Origin of the sequence: Mangrovivirga halotolerans, assembly GCF_026241165.1 — a bacterium.
In the GTDB taxonomy this organism is placed as follows: Bacteria; Bacteroidota; Bacteroidia; order Cytophagales; family Cyclobacteriaceae; genus Mangrovivirga; species Mangrovivirga halotolerans.
This window is the reverse complement of record NZ_JAPFQN010000006.1, coordinates 237,693-260,599: the sequence shown is the minus strand read 5'-3', so window position 1 is coordinate 260,599 and position 22,907 is coordinate 237,693. Positions and strand designations below refer to the sequence as shown.

Annotated in this window: 20 protein-coding genes; 11 read left to right on the top strand and 9 right to left on the bottom strand. The window is 35.1% G+C overall.

All coding sequences use genetic code 11. The annotated features are described in order from the left end of the window. The first annotated feature begins 52 nt into the window (after positions 1-52). The 3 genes from OO013_RS11955 (at position 53) to OO013_RS11945 (ending at position 3,550) form a co-directional block, all read left to right on the top strand. A complete protein-coding gene (locus OO013_RS11955; RefSeq protein ID WP_266057040.1) occupies positions 53-631 on the top strand; it encodes a hypothetical protein in 579 nt (192 codons plus the stop codon). After that, positions 632-2,437, top strand: a complete 1,806-nt coding sequence (locus tag OO013_RS11950) for an ABC transporter ATP-binding protein (protein WP_266057039.1) — start codon at positions 632-634, stop codon at positions 2,435-2,437. It begins immediately after the preceding gene. 141 nt (positions 2,438-2,578) lie between these two features. After that, positions 2,579-3,550, top strand: coding sequence for a TerC family protein (locus OO013_RS11945; protein WP_266057038.1), 972 nt, complete (start codon positions 2,579-2,581; stop codon positions 3,548-3,550). 6 nt (positions 3,551-3,556) lie between these two features. On the opposite strand, the gene OO013_RS11940 is transcribed toward OO013_RS11945, so the two are convergent. The 4 genes from OO013_RS11940 to OO013_RS11925 are packed head-to-tail and all read right to left on the bottom strand — an operon-like array spanning position 3,557 to position 8,899. Next, the gene (locus OO013_RS11940; protein WP_266057037.1) at positions 3,557-5,428 is read right to left on the bottom strand and encodes an OmpA family protein; all 1,872 of its coding nucleotides are present in this window, start codon (positions 5,426-5,428) and stop codon (positions 3,557-3,559) included. A 6-nt stretch (positions 5,429-5,434) separates the two neighbouring features. Then, positions 5,435-5,938, bottom strand: a complete 504-nt coding sequence (purE, locus tag OO013_RS11935; RefSeq protein ID WP_266057036.1) for a 5-(carboxyamino)imidazole ribonucleotide mutase — start codon at positions 5,936-5,938, stop codon at positions 5,435-5,437. Next, complete coding sequence (locus OO013_RS11930; protein ID WP_266057035.1) at positions 5,935-7,077, bottom strand: 5-(carboxyamino)imidazole ribonucleotide synthase; 1,143 nt, start codon at positions 7,075-7,077, stop codon at positions 5,935-5,937. Before OO013_RS11930 ends, purE begins: the two co-directional genes overlap by 4 nt. A gap of 31 nt (positions 7,078-7,108) precedes the next feature. Beyond that, positions 7,109-8,899: a MutS-related protein gene (locus OO013_RS11925; RefSeq protein ID WP_266057034.1), complete on the bottom strand. Its 1,791-nt coding sequence runs from the start codon at positions 8,897-8,899 to the stop codon at positions 7,109-7,111. 34 nt (positions 8,900-8,933) lie between these two features. Here OO013_RS11925 and OO013_RS11920 point away from each other — a divergent pair, with 34 nt between their 5' ends. After that, positions 8,934-9,086 (top strand): hypothetical protein, encoded by a 153-nt coding sequence (locus OO013_RS11920; RefSeq protein WP_266057033.1) that lies wholly within the window; start codon positions 8,934-8,936, stop codon positions 9,084-9,086. Here OO013_RS11920 and OO013_RS11915 read toward each other — a convergent pair whose 3' ends face one another. Further along, complete coding sequence (locus tag OO013_RS11915; RefSeq protein WP_266057032.1) at positions 9,087-11,582, bottom strand: bifunctional UDP-N-acetylmuramoyl-tripeptide:D-alanyl-D-alanine ligase/alanine racemase; 2,496 nt, start codon at positions 11,580-11,582, stop codon at positions 9,087-9,089. It abuts the gene before it with no gap. Between the two features lie 81 nt (positions 11,583-11,663). On the opposite strand from OO013_RS11915, the gene OO013_RS11910 reads away from it, so the two are divergent. Continuing rightward, positions 11,664-12,014: a hypothetical protein gene (locus OO013_RS11910; protein ID WP_266057031.1), complete on the top strand. Its 351-nt coding sequence runs from the start codon at positions 11,664-11,666 to the stop codon at positions 12,012-12,014. On the opposite strand, the gene lysA is transcribed toward OO013_RS11910, so the two are convergent. Continuing rightward, complete coding sequence (lysA, locus tag OO013_RS11905; protein ID WP_266057030.1) at positions 12,011-13,246, bottom strand: diaminopimelate decarboxylase; 1,236 nt, start codon at positions 13,244-13,246, stop codon at positions 12,011-12,013. The two genes, OO013_RS11910 and lysA, sit on opposite strands and share 4 nt — an antisense overlap. Positions 13,247-13,495: 249 nt before the next feature. On the opposite strand from lysA, the gene OO013_RS11900 reads away from it, so the two are divergent. From OO013_RS11900 to OO013_RS11890, 3 genes are all read left to right on the top strand, one after another. Then, the gene (locus OO013_RS11900; protein ID WP_266057029.1) at positions 13,496-15,112 is read left to right on the top strand and encodes a sensor histidine kinase; all 1,617 of its coding nucleotides are present in this window, start codon (positions 13,496-13,498) and stop codon (positions 15,110-15,112) included. Then, positions 15,099-15,794: a response regulator transcription factor gene (locus tag OO013_RS11895; protein WP_266057028.1), complete on the top strand. Its 696-nt coding sequence runs from the start codon at positions 15,099-15,101 to the stop codon at positions 15,792-15,794. The genes OO013_RS11900 and OO013_RS11895 overlap by 14 nt, the downstream gene beginning before the upstream one ends. Positions 15,795-15,867: 73 nt before the next feature. Further along, positions 15,868-16,599 carry a 1-(5-phosphoribosyl)-5-[(5-phosphoribosylamino)methylideneamino]imidazole-4-carboxamide isomerase gene (locus tag OO013_RS11890; RefSeq protein WP_266057027.1) on the top strand — a complete coding sequence of 244 codons (732 nt, stop codon included), beginning with the start codon at positions 15,868-15,870 and terminating at the stop codon, positions 16,597-16,599. A 72-nt stretch (positions 16,600-16,671) separates the two neighbouring features. Here OO013_RS11890 and OO013_RS11885 read toward each other — a convergent pair whose 3' ends face one another. Together OO013_RS11885 and OO013_RS11880 are read right to left on the bottom strand one after the other, a co-directional pair. Continuing rightward, the gene (locus tag OO013_RS11885; protein WP_266057026.1) at positions 16,672-17,832 is read right to left on the bottom strand and encodes a homogentisate 1,2-dioxygenase; all 1,161 of its coding nucleotides are present in this window, start codon (positions 17,830-17,832) and stop codon (positions 16,672-16,674) included. 39 nt (positions 17,833-17,871) lie between these two features. Then, complete coding sequence (locus OO013_RS11880; protein WP_266057025.1) at positions 17,872-19,509, bottom strand: S41 family peptidase; 1,638 nt, start codon at positions 19,507-19,509, stop codon at positions 17,872-17,874. Between the two features lie 135 nt (positions 19,510-19,644). Between OO013_RS11880 and OO013_RS11875 the strand changes: the two genes are divergently transcribed. From OO013_RS11875 to def, 3 genes are read left to right on the top strand one after another with little or no spacing between them, the layout of a single operon-like run. Further along, entirely contained in the window at positions 19,645-20,403 is a 759-nt protein-coding gene (locus OO013_RS11875) for an iron-sulfur cluster repair di-iron protein (RefSeq protein WP_266057024.1), read from the top strand. Positions 20,404-20,406: 3 nt separating this feature from the next. Then, positions 20,407-20,820, top strand: a complete 414-nt coding sequence (ruvX, locus tag OO013_RS11870) for a Holliday junction resolvase RuvX (RefSeq protein ID WP_266057023.1) — start codon at positions 20,407-20,409, stop codon at positions 20,818-20,820. A 51-nt stretch (positions 20,821-20,871) separates the two neighbouring features. Then, entirely contained in the window at positions 20,872-21,423 is a 552-nt protein-coding gene (def, locus tag OO013_RS11865) for a peptide deformylase (protein WP_266057022.1), read from the top strand. A gap of 30 nt (positions 21,424-21,453) precedes the next feature. Here def and OO013_RS11860 read toward each other — a convergent pair whose 3' ends face one another. After that, on the bottom strand, positions 21,454-22,815 hold the full coding sequence (locus OO013_RS11860) for a cation:proton antiporter domain-containing protein (RefSeq protein WP_266057021.1): 1,362 nt from the start codon (positions 22,813-22,815) through the stop codon (positions 21,454-21,456). Positions 22,816-22,907 lie beyond the last annotated feature (92 nt).

Below are 22,907 nucleotides of genomic sequence, written 5' to 3'. Positions count from 1 at the left end.
TATTTTTATTGTAAGTTTGCAACTTATTTGTTTCGGTACAGGTTAATAAGGCATGGCAATACGTTTCTTATTCTTTGCATTAATATTTAGTGTTGTTGGGTGTTCGGAAGAAAAATCGGATACTTACTCAGCATATAAGGTTCATCCTATTACCCACCAATTACAATTATTAGATTCTTTGAATCGAGAAATTCTCCCCGAAAAAGATCTGATAGTAACCAAAACGGTTACTTATAATAGCAAGGAAGAAACTGTAGAGCTTGAAGAAGTAGATTGGAAAAAGGAACTCGGCTTTCTTTCAGAATTTAAGCCGGAAAAAATTTTCAGAGCCAAAGCGGTTGATTCTACTGTTGAGAAACTCAATAATGGTTATGAAAAAAGAACCTACATTGTTACAGATACTTCATATTTTAATTTAAGAAAGTTTGTAGTTGAATTAAAGGAGGATCGAATAACTCATATCGGAGCAGTGATCAATGATGAAAATATTCTTTTTCACACAGAAAAAGTGATTGAATTAGATTTTGATCCTGAGAGTAAAAGGTTGAGAAGTTATTTTTATTTTGAAGAAAAGGACATGTCTCTAAGAGGCATAAATGAATATAGTATAAAAGCAAGCATTAAAAAATAGATGGCGAAGGGAAGATCCAGGGAACCTCTCAAGGAAGGAGAGAAGAGAAAATTAAATAAGAAAAACCTACGTAAAGTTTACGGAGTGTTCAAATATGTGCTCCCCTATAAGAAAACTTTTATTTTAGGGATGATTGCACTTTCTATTTCATCTAGTGTACTGCTGGCCTTACCTTATGTTGTCGGAAAAATCGTTGATGAAGCACAAGGGGTCAATACATGGTTTGTTAAAGGAATTACAAACCTTGGTCTGTTACTATTGGGAATACTCTTTGTTCAGAGTATATTTTCTTTTTTGAGGATTTACCTATTTGCCAGGTTTAGTGAAAATAGTATGGCTGACCTTCGGAAAGCATTATTTTCTAAATTCCTCTCCCTTCCAATGAGTTTTTATGATCAAAATAGAGTTGGAGAATTAGTTTCGCGATTAACCGCAGACATTTCTCAACTTCAAACTACATTTACTACCACCCTTGCTGAGTTTTTCAGACAGATAATTACTTTAGTTGTCGGTACGACTGTGATTTTTATAATGACTCCTCAGTTGAGCTTATTTATGCTGGCAACTCTTCCTTTAATTATTATTGTTGCAATGGTTTTTGGGAAATTTATCAGGAAAATGTCAAGAAAAACTCAAGATCATCTGGCGGCAACGAATGTTATTGCGGAGGAAAGTATGCATGGAATCCAGGCAGTTAAAGCATTTGTAAATGAAAAGTATGAATACTCCAGGTTTGGCAGATCTGTAAAAGAGCTAGTTGGGATTGCCATTAAAACATCCACCTATCAGGGTCTCTTTGTTTCATTTATCATTTTCTTTTTAATGGGTGGAATTATCGGTGTGATCTGGTATGGAGCAACACTTGTTCAGGATGGTGTGATAAGCATGGGCGATCTTACGAGCTTTGTTTTCTTTACTGCTTTTATGGGAGGCTCTATAGCTGGAATAGGTAATATACTTACACAGATCCAGCGTTCAGTTGGAGCTTCAGAAAGGGTCCTGGAGATCATAGATGAAGATGGAGAACCATCAAGAACTGAAGGTGAAGCAGAAACTACCAAAGAGACTAAGCTTTCAGTTTCATTTGAAAATGTTTCATTTGCTTATCCTACTAGGAAAGAAATGGAGGTTTTAAAAGATGTGAATTTCAAAATTAATCCAGGGCAAAAAGTAGCATTGGTAGGTCCAAGTGGTGCTGGTAAATCTACCATCACGCAACTTATTATGAGATTTTACAATCCTGATTGTGGAGTAATTTGTGTTGGAGAAACTAATATTCAATCAATTGACCTCGAATCATACAGATCATTAATAGGTGTAGTTCCTCAGGAAGTTATTTTGTTTGGGGGGACCATCAGAGAAAATATTGCTTATGGTAATCCTGAAGCATCTGAGGAAGCCATAGTTGAAGCAGCAAAAAAGGCCAATGCATTAGAATTCATCAATTCATTTCCGGATGGTTTTAATACCATGGTTGGTGAACGAGGTGTGAAACTTTCAGGAGGTCAAAGACAAAGAATAGCAATAGCAAGGGCGATTTTAAAGGATCCTAAACTTTTAATCCTGGATGAAGCCACAAGTGCTCTGGACGCAGAGTCTGAATATTTGATTCAGGATGCACTGGAAAAATTAATGGCAGATCGTACTACAATTATTGTAGCACACAGGTTGGGTACTATTAAAAAAGCCGACAATATTTTTGTTATTGAAAATGGTGTGATAGCAGAAAGCGGGACGCACAAAGAATTGAAACAGAAAGATCAGGGGGTTTATCGAAATCTTGTACAATTACAGCTTCAAGATTAAAAAAGTCATATAAAAACATTGATAATTCAATTATTATTGTATCTTGCAAGGATAATCTTAACCCTTTCTCAGCCAGGAGTTAAATAATTAACAACTTTTTAAGCTAGGCATGACCGTGATAGAAGTTGTAAAGATTTTTTTATGTTTCAGGAAGTTGATTACACATTAGTAGGGATTTTCGCAGTCGTAATTATTGGGTTTTTAGTAATTGACCTGGGTGTACTGAATAAGTCATCCCATAAGATCAGTACTAAAAGTGCGCTGTATCAGACTATTTTCTGGGTTATAATATCCCTGATTTTTGGTGTACTCATATATTTTGAATACAGTACCGAACACTATTCTTCCAAAGAAAACTTCTTCCTTTATTTAACAGCGTATCTTCTTGAAAAGGCATTGAGCCTTGATAATATCTTTGTCATTCTTTTGATTTTAAGATATTTTAAGGTGAAGGAAAAGCATTACCACAGGATTTTGTTCTGGGGTATTCTAGGAGCTTTGATATTCAGGGGAGTTTTTATTTTTGTAGGAGCAGCTCTAGTAGAGCGGTTTCACTGGATCTTATACGTTTTTGGTATATTCCTTATCTATTCAGGTGTTAAACTCTTGTTTGAAAATGAAGAAGATGAGATTAATCCGGAAAGGAATCCGATAATTAAATTTACTCGTAAGCACCTCAAGATCACTAAAGGCAATTATGGTGGTAAATTTTATATTATCAGGAATGGGGTATTATTTTTTACGCCTTTATTTCTGGTATTAATACTTATTGAAACCACAGACCTGATTTTTGCTGTAGATTCTATTCCTGCTGCTTTCGCAATTACTACAGATGAATTTCTTATTTATACTTCCAATATTTTTGCAGTTCTTGGTTTAAGGGCGATGTTTTTCCTATTGGCAGGTATTTTGGATAAGTTCTATCTCTTACAAAAGGGACTTTCTTTGATCCTTGTATTTATCGGCGTTAAGATGCTACTTACCTGGTTTGAAGAACCCGGAGAAGAGCCTCTGATTGAACCGGTAGTTAGTTTTATTATTATAATCGGAACAATGCTCTTATCGATCGTTATGTCAGTTATCCTTCCTAAGAAACTGGCTAATAAATCTTGATGCCTGTTAATTTCCTTCTCCTTCTTTTTCAGGAGTAGCGCAACTAGAACAATACAAATCTCTAAGATATCTGTCTTCAAGTAATTGAAAACTTATCCCTCCGTTTTTATAAGAATTAAATAACTGGCAAAATAACGACTTTTCCCTTTGTGAAAACCGTTTTAATAATTCTCTGTAAGCAGGACTTCTCATAAAAGCCTCTCTTGTAATGGTAAAGGCTATATAATCACTGACTACACCAGGGTTGACGCCTTGCTGATAGGCATATTCTGAGAGGACATCGATGGCCATTTCACTAAAGCCAAAGTATTCAAGAAAGCGAGCTGTTTGTTGAGTTTCTTTAGGGGTAAGCTCAGTTTTTTTGAGGGTCATTTCTAAAACCTGAAGAATCAGATCCAGTTCTTTATAATCTTTTTGCTGCTTGGCTCTCTCAGCCATGAGTAAAAATTTGTTCAGCCTGATCTTATAATAAGCCTGGTCTACAAGACTATCCGGGACTTGATCTAGCCTGTTAAAATATTTTCTTTCTTCAATAGTAGAAAAACTATCTTCATGGAATAATAATTTACAGGTTAAATTCAGATTATTGTATTTAAACCAATTCGGAAGCTCACCATAATTTCCTGCTCTTTCAAAATACCACCAGGCTTCTTTTACGGGTATTTCATTGCGGAAATGCTTGGTTAATACTATTTCATTAAGCCATTTATAAGGCTCTCTTGCTTCGTCAAATACTTTTCCAAGAAGGTTCTCAACTGAGATATTCTTTCTTTTGATATAGTCTAAGATCCCATCGGTTTTACCTGGTGTCGGAGGGTACTGGAAGAAATCTTCCGGTATTTTATCATAATTATTGATTTCGGTTTCTCTCGGACTTAGATATAAGTCTACTACAGTAGCTCTGTGGTTTTTTAATATAGGTTCGAATGTCCCGCTATTTGCATTGACATAGTTCCGGATAGTCGATTTAGGTTTTCCAACCAGGTAAGCCCATGAAGTTTTGCTTATATCCCTGTAAAATTGAGCCCAGTTTTCTTCTGTTAAAATTTCCAGAGGAAATCTGTTATCAGAATAGCCCCTAATATATCCGGCAACAGATCTTGCCCTATTAATTTGTAATATCTTGTTTCGTTGCTCACTTCCTTCAATTGATGCAAAACCATATATAACAACACTATCAATATTATTTTGAAAAAGGTTAAGGTTAAATAATAGTTTGTTTAAAGCAAGTTTATTGATATTACTTTCTGCCTTTTCAAAAGGGACCGAAAACCTGACAGTATCCTTGCCTGTCCATTTATATTTTTCTGTCAGGAAAACTGTATCGTCCTGAACCCTGAAAAATGAAAGAGGGAGCTTCCAATTAGGCGGGGGCAAGTCATAAAAAGTATTATAAAAACAGTGATAGCCCTTTTGTAAAATAATGAGATTATACTCAAGATTATCTGACTGAAGTTCTATATCACTGGTAGATCCCAGGTAGATATAATAGTAGCCATTATCTCTTTTTTCAATTCTTTCCTCAAGTTCATCTTCAAAAACTGGAGGGAGCATTATTCCCCGGTGAAGGCTACGCTGAGAATATCCCACTTTCTCACCGCACTTGTAAAGTTCTTTACCGACTACATCAACAATAAGGCCATCTTTAGAAGAGGTGATCAGCTGCTCAAAGAACCACTCTTTTTCATTCGTGACAAAAAAGACACTGTCTCCCCGACCAGTAAGGCCATATTCAACTGTAGAAGGTAATTGATTGAGGGTGATTACACACTCTTCACAATATTTTGGATATTTATCTCCGGGATCTTCATAGTAATCCTGACCATTAATTAAAAATGGCAAAATAAAAATCAGCCAGATAAATTTGCCAGAATTCATTAATAGTTAAATGTTTTTATATCCTGATTGTTTTAGTTCATCAGCAGTATTTAATACTTTTTCTTTTAGACTCGCTTTATATTTATCCAGGCTAGAGGCAACTTTTTCATCAAAAGTACTAACAATACTAGCAGCAAGGATTCCGGCATTTTTAGCTCCGTCGAGGGCCACTGTTGCTACGGGAATACCTCCGGGCATTTGTAAAATTGATAAAACCGAATCCCATCCATCTATGGAATTTCGTGATTTTACCGGAACACCGATAACTGGTAATGAGGTCATCGAAGCTACCATACCTGGTAAATGAGCTGCACCACCTGCACCGGCGATAATGGCTTTTAGTCCTCTTTTTCGAGCAGTAGTGGCATAGTCCACCATTTTTTCAGGAGTTCTGTGAGCTGAAACTATATCAATCTCAAAACTTACTCCTAACTCTTCTAAAATTTCAGCCGCTTCCTTCATAACAGGAAGATCCGATTTGCTGCCCATTATTATTCCTACCTGACTCATTTGCTTTTAATTTTTACTAATGATTTTATTTTAAGTGCTTTTTCTTTTAGAGCTTTTACATCTTCATCTGTGATGGTAATATGTCCCATTTTTCTAAATGGTTTCGTGTCTTTCTTACCATATAAATGAAAATGTACTCCTTTCGTAGCAAGTGCCTCATCCAATCCTTCAATATCAACTTCACCAGTATGCCCTTCTTCACCTAACAGGTTAACCATAGCAGAAGGAATCCGAATATCTGTATCACCCAATGGCATTCCGAGGATAGCTCTCAGGTGCTGTTCATACTGACTGACTGTATTTCCCTCAATGGTCTGATGTCCACTATTGTGAGGTCTTGGAGCTATTTCATTTACTAAAACTTCTCCATCCCTGGTCAGGAACATTTCTACGGCCAATAAGCCTGTCATATCTACCTTTTCAATAACTTTCTTTGCCAGGGTTTCTGCTTTTTCAGAAATCTCTGATGATATATCAGCCGGTGAAAACAAATACTCTACAAGGTTTGCCTCAGGATGAAAAACAAGTTCAACAGGTGGGAAAGCTTTGATTTCTCCTTTTGTGTTTTTGGCCACAATCACAGCAAGTTCTTTTTCAAAGTCCACAAACTTCTCTAATAGCCCTGGCCTGTCAAAACCTTTTTCAATGTCAGATTCTGATTTGATTACCTGAACACCTCTCCCATCATAACCATCTTTTCCAAGTTTATTCACCGCAGGAAGAAAATCCTTATGGTTTTTAATTTCATCTTTATTATTTACAAGAATGAAAGGAGAAGTGGGAATGTTATTTTCTTTGTAGAAAGTTTTTTGAACTCGCTTATCCTGTATCATTTCGATAGCCTCAGGTTCAGGGAAAACCTGCACGCCTTCCTCCCTTAATTTCTTTAGTGCTTCAGTATTTACCTTTTCAATTTCAATAGTAACCACATCACAATCTTTACCAAAATTGTAAACGGCATCAAAATCTTGTAAGTCGCCTGTTGTAAATGAGGTGGCAATATTGGAACAAGGGGCGTTTGGTGATGGATCGATGATATGGACATCGATATTAAAATCAATTGCTGACTGGATCAGCATTCTTCCCAGCTGTCCTCCGCCTAATACTCCAAGTTTAAATTGTTGGTAAAACTTTTCCACTACTTTAAATTTTTAATATAACTAAAATTGCTCAATCTTCGAGTTGAATGCCCATATTCTTCATCAATGCCTTAGCATTAAAGCTTTCACACGGACCCTCCTTTAATTTATAGTCAAAATTAATACTCTTTCCGTTTACTTCACTACTGAAATGATAATTCCCCATTTCAGGCAAGGATTTTTCCAATGCACTTAATTGAAGATCATGTGTTGCGATCAATCCCATGGCATTTAGCTTTATTAATTGCTTTATCAAGGCCAGCGATCCTGACACCCGGTCATCTGAGTTTGTTCCTTTAAGTATCTCATCTAATAAATAAAATACAGGCTTGCCTTTTTCGATTTCATCTAATAAAGCCTTGATCCGCAATAGTTCAGCATAAAAAGCAGAAATATGTTCTGTTAACGAATCCTGTGTCCTCATGGATGTGAAAATCTGCATTCTTGAAACCACCAATTTCTCGGCAATTACGGGTGCACCGCAATAAGCTAAAACCATATTGATGCCTAAAGTTCTTAAAAAGGTACTTTTCCCTGACATATTGCTACCAGTAATTAATCCAATAGCTCCTTTTCCCTCCATAGTAAAATCATTTTTTACTGTTTCACCAGGTTTTAAAAGAGGATGGGCTGTACTGGTTATATCAAGGCAGTATTTTTCATCAGTGATTTTGGCAAAATTATAAGAGCCTTCACTTTCATAATAAAATCCTGCAAAGCTATTAAGTACTTCAAATTCAGTCATTACCTCAAACCATTCAGGTATGTGAGTCCTGAAATTTTTAAACCAGCGATGTAATCGGATAAATATGAAAAGATCAATGTTAAAAAGAGCATTAACAATCTGATAGAGCTGGTTGCCATGGTTTTCCAGCCAGTATCCAATAGAGCTTAATTGCTCAAGGCTTTTGCCTGCAGATATGTTTTCAGAATATAACCGTGTTTTTAATTTGGTATTTAATTCAGATTCAAAATTTTCAGATTCAATATGCTTGAAGATATTTTTATATCTATTCAGCTTTGTTGAAAAAATTATTGCTTCATTAGCAGGTTTTACTGTTTTTGATATAAAAGTATAAGTGGCAATTATATTGGCTATAATGTTAATTATTAGTAGCCTGACATCGACGATATCCAGAGAAACTAAAATTATATTGGCAACCAATAATAGGTTTAAAATGATCTGAGTGATCACTCTGAAAGTGGATATTTTTTCTGTTTTAAGTGTTTCGCTATCCGGAATTTGGTTTTCTTGTATTGACAACCCCAGAACTTCAAGCTTTTGTCTCCAATCGACTCTAGGAGATAATTCTTTAATTGCTTTCTGTATATCTACTATTTTATTGTTGTCAGCAATTCCATTAGATAATCGATTCGCCAGCAATTCTGCTCCTTCCTTTGAGGTAGTTCTGTTGATTAAGGAATAAAGGCTGTTTTTTCCAAAAATATCCAGATCCTGATGATAAGGGTGTTTAGGGTCAAAAAAATGCTCGCCTCCCGGAATGTCAGAAAGGTTTCTTTTTAATCTGGATATTTCAGTTTGATTGATCCCTTTTAATAAAGTTGTTGAATGTATTGTATTTCTTACGAATTGATGAGTCTTTAATAAATATCCAAATGCTATCAATGAAATGAATAGCATTATAGAGAAAAGAAGCATTTCAGAATTAGAAATGAAGTAAACAGAAAGAACAACAACTGCTAAAAATGATATGAGCCTGAGAAAAGCGAATCGTTTATCCTTTTTTCTTAATTCCTGAAGTTTATTTTCTGATATTTCAATTTGATTTTTGAAATACCCAAGACTATTATCAAATTTCATTAATCGAATCTTTATTTATTTCGTTAGATAAATCATGAAAGATAGCAAAAAGAAATCCAAAAAGGCTCAAAATAAGTTAAAAGAGGAAGTTTCCGCCAAAAAGAAAAATAAGGAGAAAGAGCCTAAGGGCATTGATAATCTTCCCGATGATTTTGACCTTCGAAAATTAATGGGATGCGGTGGCTAATCAGATCGATTGGAACACACGCTTAACTCGCTCACTAACATTGGTTAAAATTTCATATGGAATTGTTTTTCCTGATTCAGCTAATTCTAAAAGCTGTTCTGTTGTTTCAAAAATCACCACTTCATCACCTTCATTTATATCATCAATGGCAGTGACATCAACCATAGTCATATCCATACAGACATTGCCGAAAACAGGAACTTTAACCCCTTTGATGTAAACAGAAGCATTTCCCTGAGAAAATATTCTGCTGAAGCCATCGGCATAACCAATTGCTATAGTGGCTATTTTCATGTCTTTCGCTGCTACTCCAGCCCTGCCATAACCAACTGTCTGTCCTTTTTTTATTGCTTTAACCTGTGATACTATAGTTTTCAGCTTACTAATGGGGAGTAAGTTTTTTTGTTCCATTTCAGTCACTTCAACTCCGTATAAGCCTATACCCAGCCTCACCATGTCATACTGAAATTCCGGGAACCTGATTATGCCTGCAGAATTACATAGGTGTCTGATGACATTATGACCAAGCCCGTCTATCAATACTTCAGACATTTTTTTGAATTCATCATTTTGTTGATGACTAAATTCATTATGTGAAGAACTGTCAGCACCTGCAAGGTGACTGAATGCGGCAGTTACTCGAATGTATTTGTTAGCAGATATGATCTCTATTACTTTTTTTAGTTCTTCAATATTGAAGCCAAGACGGTGCATTCCAGTGTCAAGCTTGACATGCACTTTAAATGATTTTTTTTCTTCTCTCGTATAAGAATCTAGCTTTTTAAGGAAAGAAAGACTATAGACTTCAGGTTCAAGATCGTAGCGGTGAAGCATATCAAAACTTTCAGGTGAAGGGTTCATTACCATGATGGGTATATAAATCCCATTTCTTCTCAAATTAACTCCTTCATCAGGATAGGCTACCGCCAAATAATCAACTCTGTGAAATTGAAGAATTTTACCTATTTCTACAGCACCACTACCATAAGCAAGAGCTTTTACCATTACCATAAGTTTTACTCCCGGTTTGATTTTGCTCCTGTAAAAATTAAGATTGTTAGTTAGAGCTGAGAGGTTTATTTCCAGAGTAGTTCCATGGATTTTTTTCTCTAAACGGCGGACAATTTTCTCGAGTTGAAATACACGCCCTCCTTTTACAATAATTAGTGAGTCTTCTATTTCATCCCAGCCAAAGTTATTTAAAGCCTCTTCAGTATTTTGAAAAGAAATTTTATCTCCAAAGTTATATTTCAAATACTGAGTAATTTCATTTCCAATAGCTATAACCTGATCAATTTTAAAAGATTCTAGCAGTCTGCTTACCTGCCCGTAAAGCTCTTCTTTAGTTGCTGCACTTTGTTGGATATCAGAAAGAACGACTATTCTTTTGGCGATATTTGGAAACTGGGTTACCCGTGAAAGGGCTGCTTCCAGTCCGGCCATATCATTGTTGTATGTGTCATCAATGACAAAAGATTGATTAATGCCTCTTTTAATTGTAAGACGCATATCTACTTCCTTTATTCTTGGCAACTGATTTTTTAAGTAATCTTTTTTATAACCCATATCGATAAGGCATACCAGACAATGAGTTATGTTTTCTAAACTTACCGGGTCATTGAATTTAACAGTGAAAGTTGATTTCTTATTAGCCCGATAAATAATAATGTTTGTGAAATTATCCTCAGTGGTTTCGTAGCTCACGAAATAATCAGCACTTTCATCATTTGCAGACCAACCATTTAATCTTGATTTTTCATATATTGTTAATGCATTATGAATTATTTCATGATCTTTACAGTAGGTAATTCGTTCACAGGTTTGAAATAATATAGCCTTCTCATTAGCCTTTTGTTCTATAGATTCAAAATTGCTTTCGTGGGCAGATCCGATGTTTGCAAAAATACCGTGAGTTGGTTTAATTACTTCCTGCAGTTTTTTCATTTCTCCGGGGTGACTAATTCCGGCTTCAAAAACACCAACCGTATGAAATGATTCTATTCCCCATACTGATACAGGCACGCCAATCTGAGAATTGTAACTCATTGGGCTTTGAATTACCTTTTCTGAATCATAAAGTAACTGAGAAACCCATTCTTTTATAATAGTTTTGCCATTACTGCCTGTTATAGCTATAACTGGTGATGTAGTTAATGACCTTTTATATGAGGCCAGATCCTGTAATGCTTTTACGGAGCTTTTTACAAGACAAACATTACAATCAGTATCCTTAAAATGTTTAAAAGCAGTTTGGTCTTCAATAATAAATTGTTTGATCCCGCTTTCAATCATTGAGGGTATATAGTTGTGGCCATCATGATTGTTGCCTTTAATTGCAAAAAATACAGATTCCGGATTTATAATTGGCCTTCGACTATCAGTGATTAAATATTTTATGTTTCTGTTTTCAAAGTCCAAATTGAGGATTTCTCCATCTATAACTTTTTTCAAGTCAGAAAAAGGAATGTTAGTCTCGTTGCTATTGACGTCTGTCATTTAATCGGAAATTTTAGATTAATCGAGAGTAAAATTTTGTTATTTCACTTTAAAATTGCACAATGTTTATTAATTTTAAGCATGCACAAATCTATAAAGCCAAAATTATTAGTTGTATTTGCATTGTTTTTGATTCTTGCAGGGTCAAGAATTAATAATAATCAATTGTTTGCTAAAGAACTTTCAAACACCACTTTTGAATCTTTCGATTTGAATTCTGATAGCCTATATCAGCAAATGGAGGACACTAAAGAAAGTAGTTCAACGAAAGTGTCAGATAAACAAGAAGCTATTAAAGCAAAAAAGAAGTTAAAAGAAAAAAGTGAAGAAGAAGTATCTCCACTTTCTTATAATTTCTTTTTAAACCTCCTTTCAAAACTTAAATTATCAGAGTATTTTGATATAAGCTTTGATTTTGATTTCTCATTTTAATCAAAACTGATTTCTACCTGGTTTCTTATCAGGTCATCAAATGTTTCTCTCTTTCTTATTAAGTTCGCTTTTCCATTGTAAACCATTACTTCTGGAGGTCTGAATCTAGAATTATAGTTAGAAGACATAGAAAAGCTGTAAGCTCCGGCATTTTTTATTGCCAGGATATCACCTTCTTTTACTTCGTTGAGTGCCCTGTCCCAACCCAATGTATCAGTTTCACAAATGTATCCTACTACAGAATATACCCGTTTTGTGCCATGTGGATTAGAAACATTTATGATATCGTGATAAGCATCATACATCATTGGTCTTAATAAATGGTTCATACCACTGTCAACTCCTACAAAAGCTGTAGCAGGGGTTGTTTTAATTACATTAGTTTTCACAAACAGGAAACCAGATTCACTAACAAGATATTTTCCAGGTTCGAACCATATTTCAGGCTTGCTTCCATATTCTTCAGCAAATTTATCGATTGCACTACCAAGTTTTTTCCCTAAAAGAAAAACATCCGTTGTTACATCACCATCTCGGTATCCAACTTTAAAACCGCTACCAAAATCGAGAAATTCAAGGTTTTTAAACTCTTTAGCAATATCAAAAACTACCTGAGCCCCACGTAAAAACACTTCAGCATCAAGAATGTCCGAACCAGTGTGCATATGTACACCATTTACTCTGATATTATGAGTCTCTACTATTCTGTAAAGATGCCTGGTTTGAAGTATAGAAATACCAAATTTAGAATCAATATGCCCTACTGAAATTTTCGCATTTCCTCCAGCCAGAATATGTGGGTTTATTCGAACACAGATAGGCACGCTATCACCATACTCATGACCAAATTGCTCAAGGAGAGGAATGTTGTCAATGTTAATTTGTACTCCCAGGTCAACTGCTTCTCTGATTTCGTCAAATGATACGCAATTGGGAGTCAGCATAATATCTGTAGGATCAAACCCTGCCTTTATACCCAGGTGTGCTTCTTGAATAGAAACAACATCAAGGCCAGCGCCGAGTTTCTTAATATATTTTAATATGTTAATATTTGTCAGAGCTTTTGCCGCATACTTGATCTTGACCGGCTGCCCGCTAAATGCACTTTTAAGTGAATCATACCGTTCTTTTATTTTATCCGAATCATATACGTATACCGGCGTTCCAAATTCATTGCAAATGTCCAAAACATCAATTCCCTGAATTTGATAGGTGTTATTCTTTAATTGCATCTGATCAAATTTTTTTTGCAAAAATACATCTATAGTCCTTAATAAAACAAACCCAATGTTGAATAGATGGTTTATTAATAGTAATCATTTTTACAATACTCAATCATTATCTGTCTAATTGATTTCATTAAACCGGGTTAAATATTGTTAAATGGATAAAACAGTGATTTTAAGGGCTTAATTTTAAAATTAATTGATTTATTTCGGGAGAATACCGGTATAAATAAATTCGTTTTGGTAATTGAAGGAATGAAGAAGAGAAGAACATTAATAGTTATTATACTGCTGATGAGTGTTGCTCTGACTGCATTAATTGCATTTCAGCTATACTGGATTAAAAACTCCCTGTCTATAAATCAGCAAAGATTTGATCAGGAGGTACAGGAGGCATTGAATAATGTTGCTGAGAAATTAGAGCAACAGGAAATGCTTTATAATGCCTATACTGGCCTTGACTATTCGATTAAATTCTTTTTATCAGGAGAAAGTGATTCCTTTACAATAGCTCCTTTGCCAAAAGCTGAGCTTAGGTTACCGGAAAAAAGTAAGACGTTTGGTTCCATAAAAGGGCAGCCAAGCTTTGAGTATTCTTTTAGCGATGGAACCGGTTCTTTTAATCTTGAGATGGAAAAAGAAGTTTTTCTCAACAGAAATGACGACGAAACCACTCTCAAGAAAGAAATTCTAAATTTCTATGATCAATTTGACAGCCTTAAAAATAAAGTTCAGGATTATGACATGCAGCTTGCAAAGGCCCTGAATAAATCAGACATGGTTAAGGTTGTGTTAAATGAACTTTTTTATGGGAAAAGAACAATAACCAACCGGATAAACCCTGAAGAACTCGACAGCCTTTTAGCTGCTGAGCTTCGCAATAACGGAATTGATCTTAATTACGAATATGGAGTATCGAATATTTCTCAGGATACCCTTATGTTCGCGCATACTTCGAACAGGGAAAACCTGCTTGAATCGAACTTTAAAACGAAGCTGTTTCCTAATGATATAATTGGAAAGGCCAGTTTTTTATACCTTTATTTCCCTAATGAAACAGGATATCTATTACAGCAAAGTGCTATTACTTTGGGTTCATCCGGGGTTTTAATTTTTATTATTTTGATTTGTTTCGGGTATGCCTTGTTTATAATAATCCGTCAGAAGAAGATCAGTGAGATCAAGAATGATTTTATCAATAATATGACTCATGAATTCAAGACGCCTATTGCTACAGTTTCCCTTGCCTGCGAGGCACTTCAGGATCCTGAAATAAGAAAAATCCCTGAATTTCATGATCGATATCTCAGAATAATTAAGGATGAGAATAATCGGTTAGGAACACAAGTTGAAAAAGTATTGCAGATGGCAACATTAGAAAAAGAAGACATTAAGCTTAAGAAAGATGTTGTAGATGTAGAGGAGGTAATTTCAAAAGCTCTGGACAACATTAATCTCCAGGTGCAGAAAAAAGAAGGTAATATCGATCTTGATCTTGAGGCTAGTGAGCATAAAGTTTATGCTGATAAAGTACATTTGACCAATATAATTCACAACCTGCTGGATAATGCGAATAAATATTCACCGGTTAAGCCTAAAATTTCTATTCAGACGTATAATTTAAATGGGGATGTGAGAATAAAAGTATCTGATAATGGAATAGGCATGACAAGGGATACCATTGATAAAATATTTGAAAAATTTTATCGGGTTCCTACTGGTAACCTGCATGATGTAAAGGGTTTTGGTTTAGGGCTGACCTATGTCAAAACTATGGTTAATGCACATGGAGGAAATATTACAGTAAAAAGTGAACCCGGAAAAGGAAGTACATTTGAAATAAGTTTACCACTATACAATGAGCAAATATAAATTACTGATAGTTGAAGATGATCCGAATCTCGGACAGATCCTGAAAGAATATCTTGAAATTAAAGGCTTTGAAACTGACTTATGCAGAGATGGGGAAGAAGGATTGGAAGCCTATAAGAAGGAAGAGTATCATGCTTGTTTATTTGACATCATGATGCCAAAAATGGATGGTTTTACGCTTTTAGAAAAGATACGTAAAATAGACAGGGATATCCCCGTAATATTTTTAACGGCCAAATCGATGAAAGAAGATACTCTTCATGGTTTGAGAATTGGTGCTGATGATTATATCACCAAGCCTTTTAGCATGGAAGAGCTTTTGTTGAGACTTAATAATATTCTAAAAAGAAGTGGTGCATCGGAAATAGAATCCGGTTCAGATGAAATGAAATTTGGTGACTTTGAATTTGATTATACTCAACGTATGTTAAATTTTAAGGGTAATACCACTAAATTAACTACCAAAGAGGCTGAACTATTAAAGCTACTAGTTCAAAACAAAAATAAAACTTTAGACCGAAGTATGGCATTGAACAGAATATGGAAAGATGATTCCTATTTTAATGCCCGGAGTATGGATGTTTATATAGCTAAGCTTCGAAAAATGCTAAAACCAGACGATACTGTACAGATTCTTACTGTGCATGGCGAGGGTTTTAAATTGATAGAATTGAAAGAATAGAGCAGAAAAAAAGAAAATCTATTAAGGAGATATCCAAATAAATGTTAGTTTTGTAAGATATAAAACTGACATTATGATAAAAATTATTCCTTCAATATCGGTTATTAAAGGAAAGACAATTCGCCTGCAGCAGGGTAATTTTGATAAAAAAAGAGAGTATGAAGCTTCTCCGTTGGATGTAGCTAAGCAATTTGAAGATGCCGGATTAGATACTATTCACCTGGTGGATTTGGAAGGAGCTCAGAAAGGAACTCCGGTTAATTACGAAACCCTTGAGCTAATTTCTTCCTATACAGATCTTAAAGTGAATTTTAGTGGAGGATTGCACACTGATGGAGATGTAACTAAAGCTTTTGAATACGGTGCTGTTTCTATTACCGCTGCAACGATTGCTGTTCTTAGACCTGATCTATTTGCTCAGTGGATAATCAGCTACGGTAGAGAGAAAATCATAATGGGGGCTGATGCTCTTAAAGGTAAAATAGCGATCAGAGGATGGCAGACAAGTACTGAAACTGATCTTATTGAACATATCGATTACTTTTATCGCCATAGCTTAAAGTATGTAAAGACTACGGATATTGCAAAAGATGGAATTTTAGAAGGTCCTTCAATTCATTTATATGAAAAAATTCTTGAGCAGTTTCCTGATATTAAACTATTTGCTTCAGGTGGGGTTCGGTCAGTAGAGGATATTCAAAAGCTTGAAGATATCGGTGTTTATGGTGTGTTCTTTGGGAAGGCTTTTTATGAAGATAGACTTAAATTAAAAGATCTTGAGAAATTTATTTCTCGAAAAGTATAGAGGATCGGTTTAATAAGAAATAAAAAAAGGAGGTCATTTGACCTCCTTTTTTAGTTTATTACAATTGAATAATTATTCATTCCAACTCATCGGATAATTCTTATCAAGAAAATCTAATCCTTTTTTTGTGACATATAAAGGGCCGAAAGTATCAAGCATTACTGCAATTTCGTGAGTTTCTTTCGCACCAATACTCTTTTCAACTGTACCTGGGTGAGGTCCATGTGGAAGTCCTCCGGGATGCATAGTGAATGAGCCTCGTTCAATACCTTTCCTACTCATGAAGTTTCCTTCAACATAGTATAGTACTTCGTCAGAATCTATATTGCTGTGGTTATAAGGTGCTGGAATTGCCTCTGGATGATAGTCAAATAACCTTGGTACAAATGAGCAAATAACGAATCCTGCAGCCTGGAAAGTCTGATGAACCGGAGGTGGCTGGTGAATTCTACCTGTGATAGGTTCGAAATCATGAATGCTTAATGCATAAGGATAAAGACAACCATCCCAGCCAACTACATCCAGCGGGCTGTTTTCGTAATAGTAATTATGTAAGTAGCCTTCCTTTTTTACTTTTATAAGATATTCACCTTTTTCATCCTCCATTACCAGCTCTTCAGGTGGCCTGATGTCGCGCTCGCAATATGGAGAGTGCTCAAGCAATTGCCCCATTTCATTTCTGTATCTACTTACAGTTTCTATTGGGCTATTTGATTCAATTATTAGTAGTCTCAATGGTTTATCGTCCCATTCAAACTTATAAATAGTTGTTCTTGGTATCATTACATAATCACCTGGCTTTACTTCAATTTTCCCAAATTGAGATATTAAAGTTCCTGAACCATCGTGGATGAATACGATTTCATCTGCCTCTCCATTTTTATAGAAGTAATCCATACTTCTTTCTTCTGGCATGCAGATGGCCATTGAGCAATCTTTATTTTTTAATAATGTTAATCTGGATTCAAGATAATCTTTACCGGTTGTTGTTAATCCGGAAGTGTTTAAGTGTGTTTGAAGTAATGGAGATTCCTCGGGCATTTCTACCTTATAAGGCTCTGGGTCTCCTACTCTAATAACTTTTGTAGGAGGATGCTTGTGATAAAGCAATGAATAGATTCCTGAAAAACCGATACTACTTACCAACTCTTCTTCATACAAAGAGCCGTCAGGTTGTCTGAATTGAGTATGCCTTTTATGAGGTATATCTCCCAATTTATAATAGTAAGACATAATTAGGGGTTAGTTGTTGTTTAATATTTTTATATAAAGTTACAATTTATCATTTAGCTTTTCAGCCTCTGGTAATAGTTTTAAAGCAGTTTGTAATGATTCATTCATCTGATTGATGACAGGATAATATCCATCTCCACGCCAGATATTTCTTCCTATATGTGCTTTAATATGTAACTTTATTAAATCAGATGCTTTCATTACTTCAGCATCTGTTATTTCAATTTCTGAGTTTTTTGCTTTTAAAATAAGTTCATCTATCATTTTGTCAGAGACTTCATATTCCTTAACAAATTTTTCAAGCCCTAATTTTTTGATTTCAGGTCTGTTTTCTTCAAGGTGAGAAATCACAAATGCTGATAGAATATTTTTATAGATCAGATTATTTAAAACTTCAGCAGTATTGGTAGTATCTAAGGGAACGAAAACATCTGGCATAATACCGCCACCTCCATAAACGATTCGGCCGTGCAAAGTCTTATACTCCAGGGAATCATTTAATTGAGTACTGTCAGGAGAAAAGAATTCTCCATTTTCGTATCTGTCCATTATATCATTGGTGTATTCGGTATTATCGTTATATGGTTTTTGGATAGATCGCCCACTTGGTGTGTAATACCTTGATATTGTTAATCTGATCGTGCTACCATCTTTTAATCTGATCGGGCTTTGAACTAATCCTTTTCCAAAACTCCTCCTGCCAACTATCAATGCCCGATCATTATCCTGAAGAGCACCGGCAACTATTTCTGAAGCAGAAGCACTACCTTCGTCTATTAAAACGATAACCGGCATGTCTTTAAATAATCCCTTTGAAGTAGATTTATATTCATCATCATAAGAATCAATTCGGCCATCAGTATAGACGATCATTTTATCCTCTTCAAGAAATTCATCGGCTATATTTACTGCTGAACTCATTATCCCTCCAGGGTTTCCCTGCAAGTCTACGATCAGGTTTTTGATTCCTTTCATTTTCAGCTCGCGAACTTTCTCTTCAAACTCGTTATAAGTTTCCAATCCGAATCTGGTAACTTTAATGTAGCCTGTGGAGTCGTTTATTTTATAGCCTGATTCAACAGTATATTGAGGTATCTCGTCTCTTTCAATTTTAAAATCCAGAAGACTTGATTTTCCATTTCGTTTAATGCCCAAGGTGACTTCTGATCCTTTTTCTCCTCTCAATAATTCAAAAACATCACGATTAGTCAGCCCTGTCCCCGCAATAGTATCACCATCCACAGTTACAATCTTATCGCCAGAAATAATTCCTGCCGATTCTGATGGGCCACCAATCAATGGAGCGACAACCGTTAGTGTATCATTAAGTATTGTAAATTCGATTCCAATTCCTTCGAATGCACCTTCAAATTGTGATTTTGTAAGCTCAGCATCCTGTTTCGGGATATAAACACTATGAGGATCAAGATCTGAAAGAATGGCTTGAATAGCCTTTTCGGATAATTCATTTTCATCGACATCATCAACATAGTGCTTTTGGATATGCGCCATCACCTCTCTTACTTTGTCACCCATTAATTTAGGTTTAAAACTGATAGGTGTTGAGTCACTACTACTCAATGTAGTACCCATAAACATTCCGGCTACAACTGCAATTGCAAGGTATATCGGAAGCCTGACGTATTTTTTATTTCTTGACTTATTCTCCTTAAGCATATATATTTATTTCTAAAGCACTATAACAAAACTACATATTTAGTAAATATTTAACGCATTCAAACCACAACAGTTTGTTAAAGAGGTGACTTAAGTCAGTTATTTATCTATTTTATACATTATCTTTGCAAAATAATGGACTACAAAGTATACAAGCATAAGACTTTAAATGAATTAGTAGGAGCAAATCACATTTTTGCTTCAATTCTCAATGATTTTGGAATCAGGTTCTATGAATATCCTGAACTTACTCTTGAGGAAGTATGTAAGAACAGAGGGCTTTTGCTTGAAAAAGTAGTTAGTAAGCTTGAAAAATATAAAGATGATAACAGTATAGAGTCTTTAAAGCTTTTTACCTTACCTGTAGACCTTATTATAGAATATTTAAAGCACGCTCATCACATTTTTATTAAAAGGAGACTGCCTTATATATCCAGCTTGCTTAGAGGTGCGGAAAAAGTTAAGCCTGAACACGAACAGATTATTCAGGATCTTAAATTTGTATATCCCATATTTGTCGAAGATTTCATTCACCATATTTACCAGGAGGAGGATACACTTTTTACCTACATTACTAAACTTCAAAAAGCAGTTTCAGGTGATTTTCCAGCTGCTAAACTATTCTTTGAACTGGAAAAACATTCGGTAAGAAAATATGCAGTGGACCATGAAATTCATGAAGATGAGCTAGAAGGACTTAAAAAGATCACAAACAATTTTGATCTGAAAGATCAGAGTGACATTCATATGAATGTGATCATGAAAGAGCTTCAGTCTTTTGAGCAAGAATTGAAGATCCATGCTTCAATAGAAGATGAAATCCTTTTTCCAAAGGCATTGATGCTTGAAAAGGAAGTCAAAAAAATGCTTTCCGATAACAAAGGTTCAAATTAGTCCATGCCAAGAATTTTAGCTGTCGATTATGGAACAAAGCGAGTTGGGCTTGCAGTAACCGATCCTTTAAAAATAATTGCAACTGGTCTGGATACCGTTCACTCAAAAGATGTAGTGGATTATTTGAAAGATTATCTTTCTAAAGAAGATGTTGAAGCCTTTGTCGTTGGTGTACCTTATAAAGAAGACGGTTCACCTACAAATAATACCCAACATTGTAAAGGATTTATAACCACCCTCAAAAAGCAATTTCCTGGAATACCCGTTCATGAACAAGATGAGGCATTTACCTCCGTTAGGGCAATGGAATCTATGATAGCTGCCGGATCTAAAAAAAAGGACCGAAGAAAAAAGGAAAACATTGACAAGGTAAGTGCCGTATTGATACTTCAGGAATACCTTGAGTCTGTATCTTAACTATTTAAGGTATTTTGAGTAGATTTGCAGCTTTAAATTGAAAAGGTACTTATGATTTATCCGATTGTTGCTTACGGACACCCGATTTTAAAGAAGAAAGCAGTAGATATAGAAAAAGGCACTGATGTAAAAGAACTTGTGGAAGACATGTTTGAAACAATGTATTCGGCAAGTGGTGTAGGTCTGGCAGGCCCTCAGATTGGCAAAGGTTTACGGATTTTTGTTGTAGATGGAGAGCCTATGGAAGATGAAACTACTGATGGCTTTAAAAAAGCTTTCATTAATCCTGAGATCATTGATGAAGATGGAGATGACTGGGCTTTTGAAGAAGGTTGCCTTAGTATACCAGGTATTCGCGAGGATGTATATCGTCCTGAGACAGTTACCATTAAATATTTTGATGAAGACTGGAACGAGCATACAGAAACTTATGAAGGGGTTGCTGCCAGGATTATACAGCATGAATATGATCATATCGAAGGAGTATTATTTACCGACTACTTAAGTGGGTTAAAAAAGAGACTCCTGAAAGGTAAGCTTAATAATATTTCAAAAGGAAAAGTTAAAGTGGGGTACAGGATGAAATTTCCATCATTAAAATAAAATTAAAAGGGAGCCAGTAGCTCCCTTTTTTTATTTTCTGCTTTCAGCCTGCTCTATTCGATTTTTTTCAGAATCATCAGTAGAAGAAGAGGAAGATGAATTCTCTGTCCCATCTGTATCCTCACTTTTAAGCATCTTTAATTCTTCATCTAATTCATCCCAATCGTCAAATTCAAGCTTTTCAATATCTTCGGATTTATCTGACTTATCAGTTATCAAACCATAGGTCATAACAATGTTTGTCAGCATAATTACATAGAGTAAGATTCCCGGTCTGAATCCTTCGAAAGTAAATTCAGCAGGAATGCTAAAGAATAATAGAATAGTAATTAACCCTCTAGGTGTGACAAAAAAGGCAGGCTTTAATGATCGGTTTGAAAAGATCTTTAGTAGTGGCCATCTGATTATGTAGGTAGCTAATATAATGATCAAACTTACTATCGCTGTTTGAAGACTAAGTAAGGTATCAAGCTTCAATGTCATACCAAAAATGACAAAGAAAAATGTCCGGACTACAAATGCAGTTTCGAGTGTTACCAGGTGGAGGTCTTCCAGTGCTTCATTTAGTTTTTTCTCATTTGTGAGCCTTTTAAACCAGCCTCTGAAAAACAGTTTGTGATTATTTAATATCAAGCCAAACAGAAGGATTATTATAAGACTGGAAAGCTTGTAGTATTTACCAACAGAATATAAAAGGATCAAAAATGATATAAGTAAAAATAATTTTACTTTAGAATCCAGTTTCTGGATCAGATATACCAGTGCATAACCAAGAATAACAGAAAGGATTACAGTTAAAGTGATGTTGCTTGATATATCAACAAATACTTCTTTAGCATCACTAGCATTAGCATTTCCTATGATAAAATAAAACACCATGATGCCAAGTATATCTGAAAAAGTAGCTTCATAAATCAAAAACTCTTTTTTAGATCCAATTAAGTTTGCTACACTGGGTATAATGATCGAGCTACTCATTACTGACAGAGGTACTGAGTATAACACTGCGTTGAGCATGTCCATTTCCAGGAAATAGATCAGGATATAGGCAATAGCAAAACAGGTGATTCCGAGGCTTAAAAATGCAACGACAAAGGAGTTGGTTATCAGTTTTAGTTTATCACGGCCTAATTTTAAATCTAATGCAGCTTCGAGTACAATCATAATCAAACCAAGGATGCCGAGTATCTCTAAAGTTTTAAAAAGGATGTTTTCAATATCCAGTCCGATATATTTAAGTCCCTGATTTATTCCGATTCCGGTTAAAATCAATAATATTACACTTGGGATATTAGTTTTTTGACTCACTATATTGAAAAGATAGGAGGCAATGATTATCACTGAAGCAGCGATAACAAGAATATAAGGTGATAATTGGTTTAACTCTTCCATGTAGTATATTTTACAACAATCCTGAAAATTAAACTTTCAGGTTGCATTCAAATTATTAAATTAACGATAACTTTAGATATTTTATATAATAA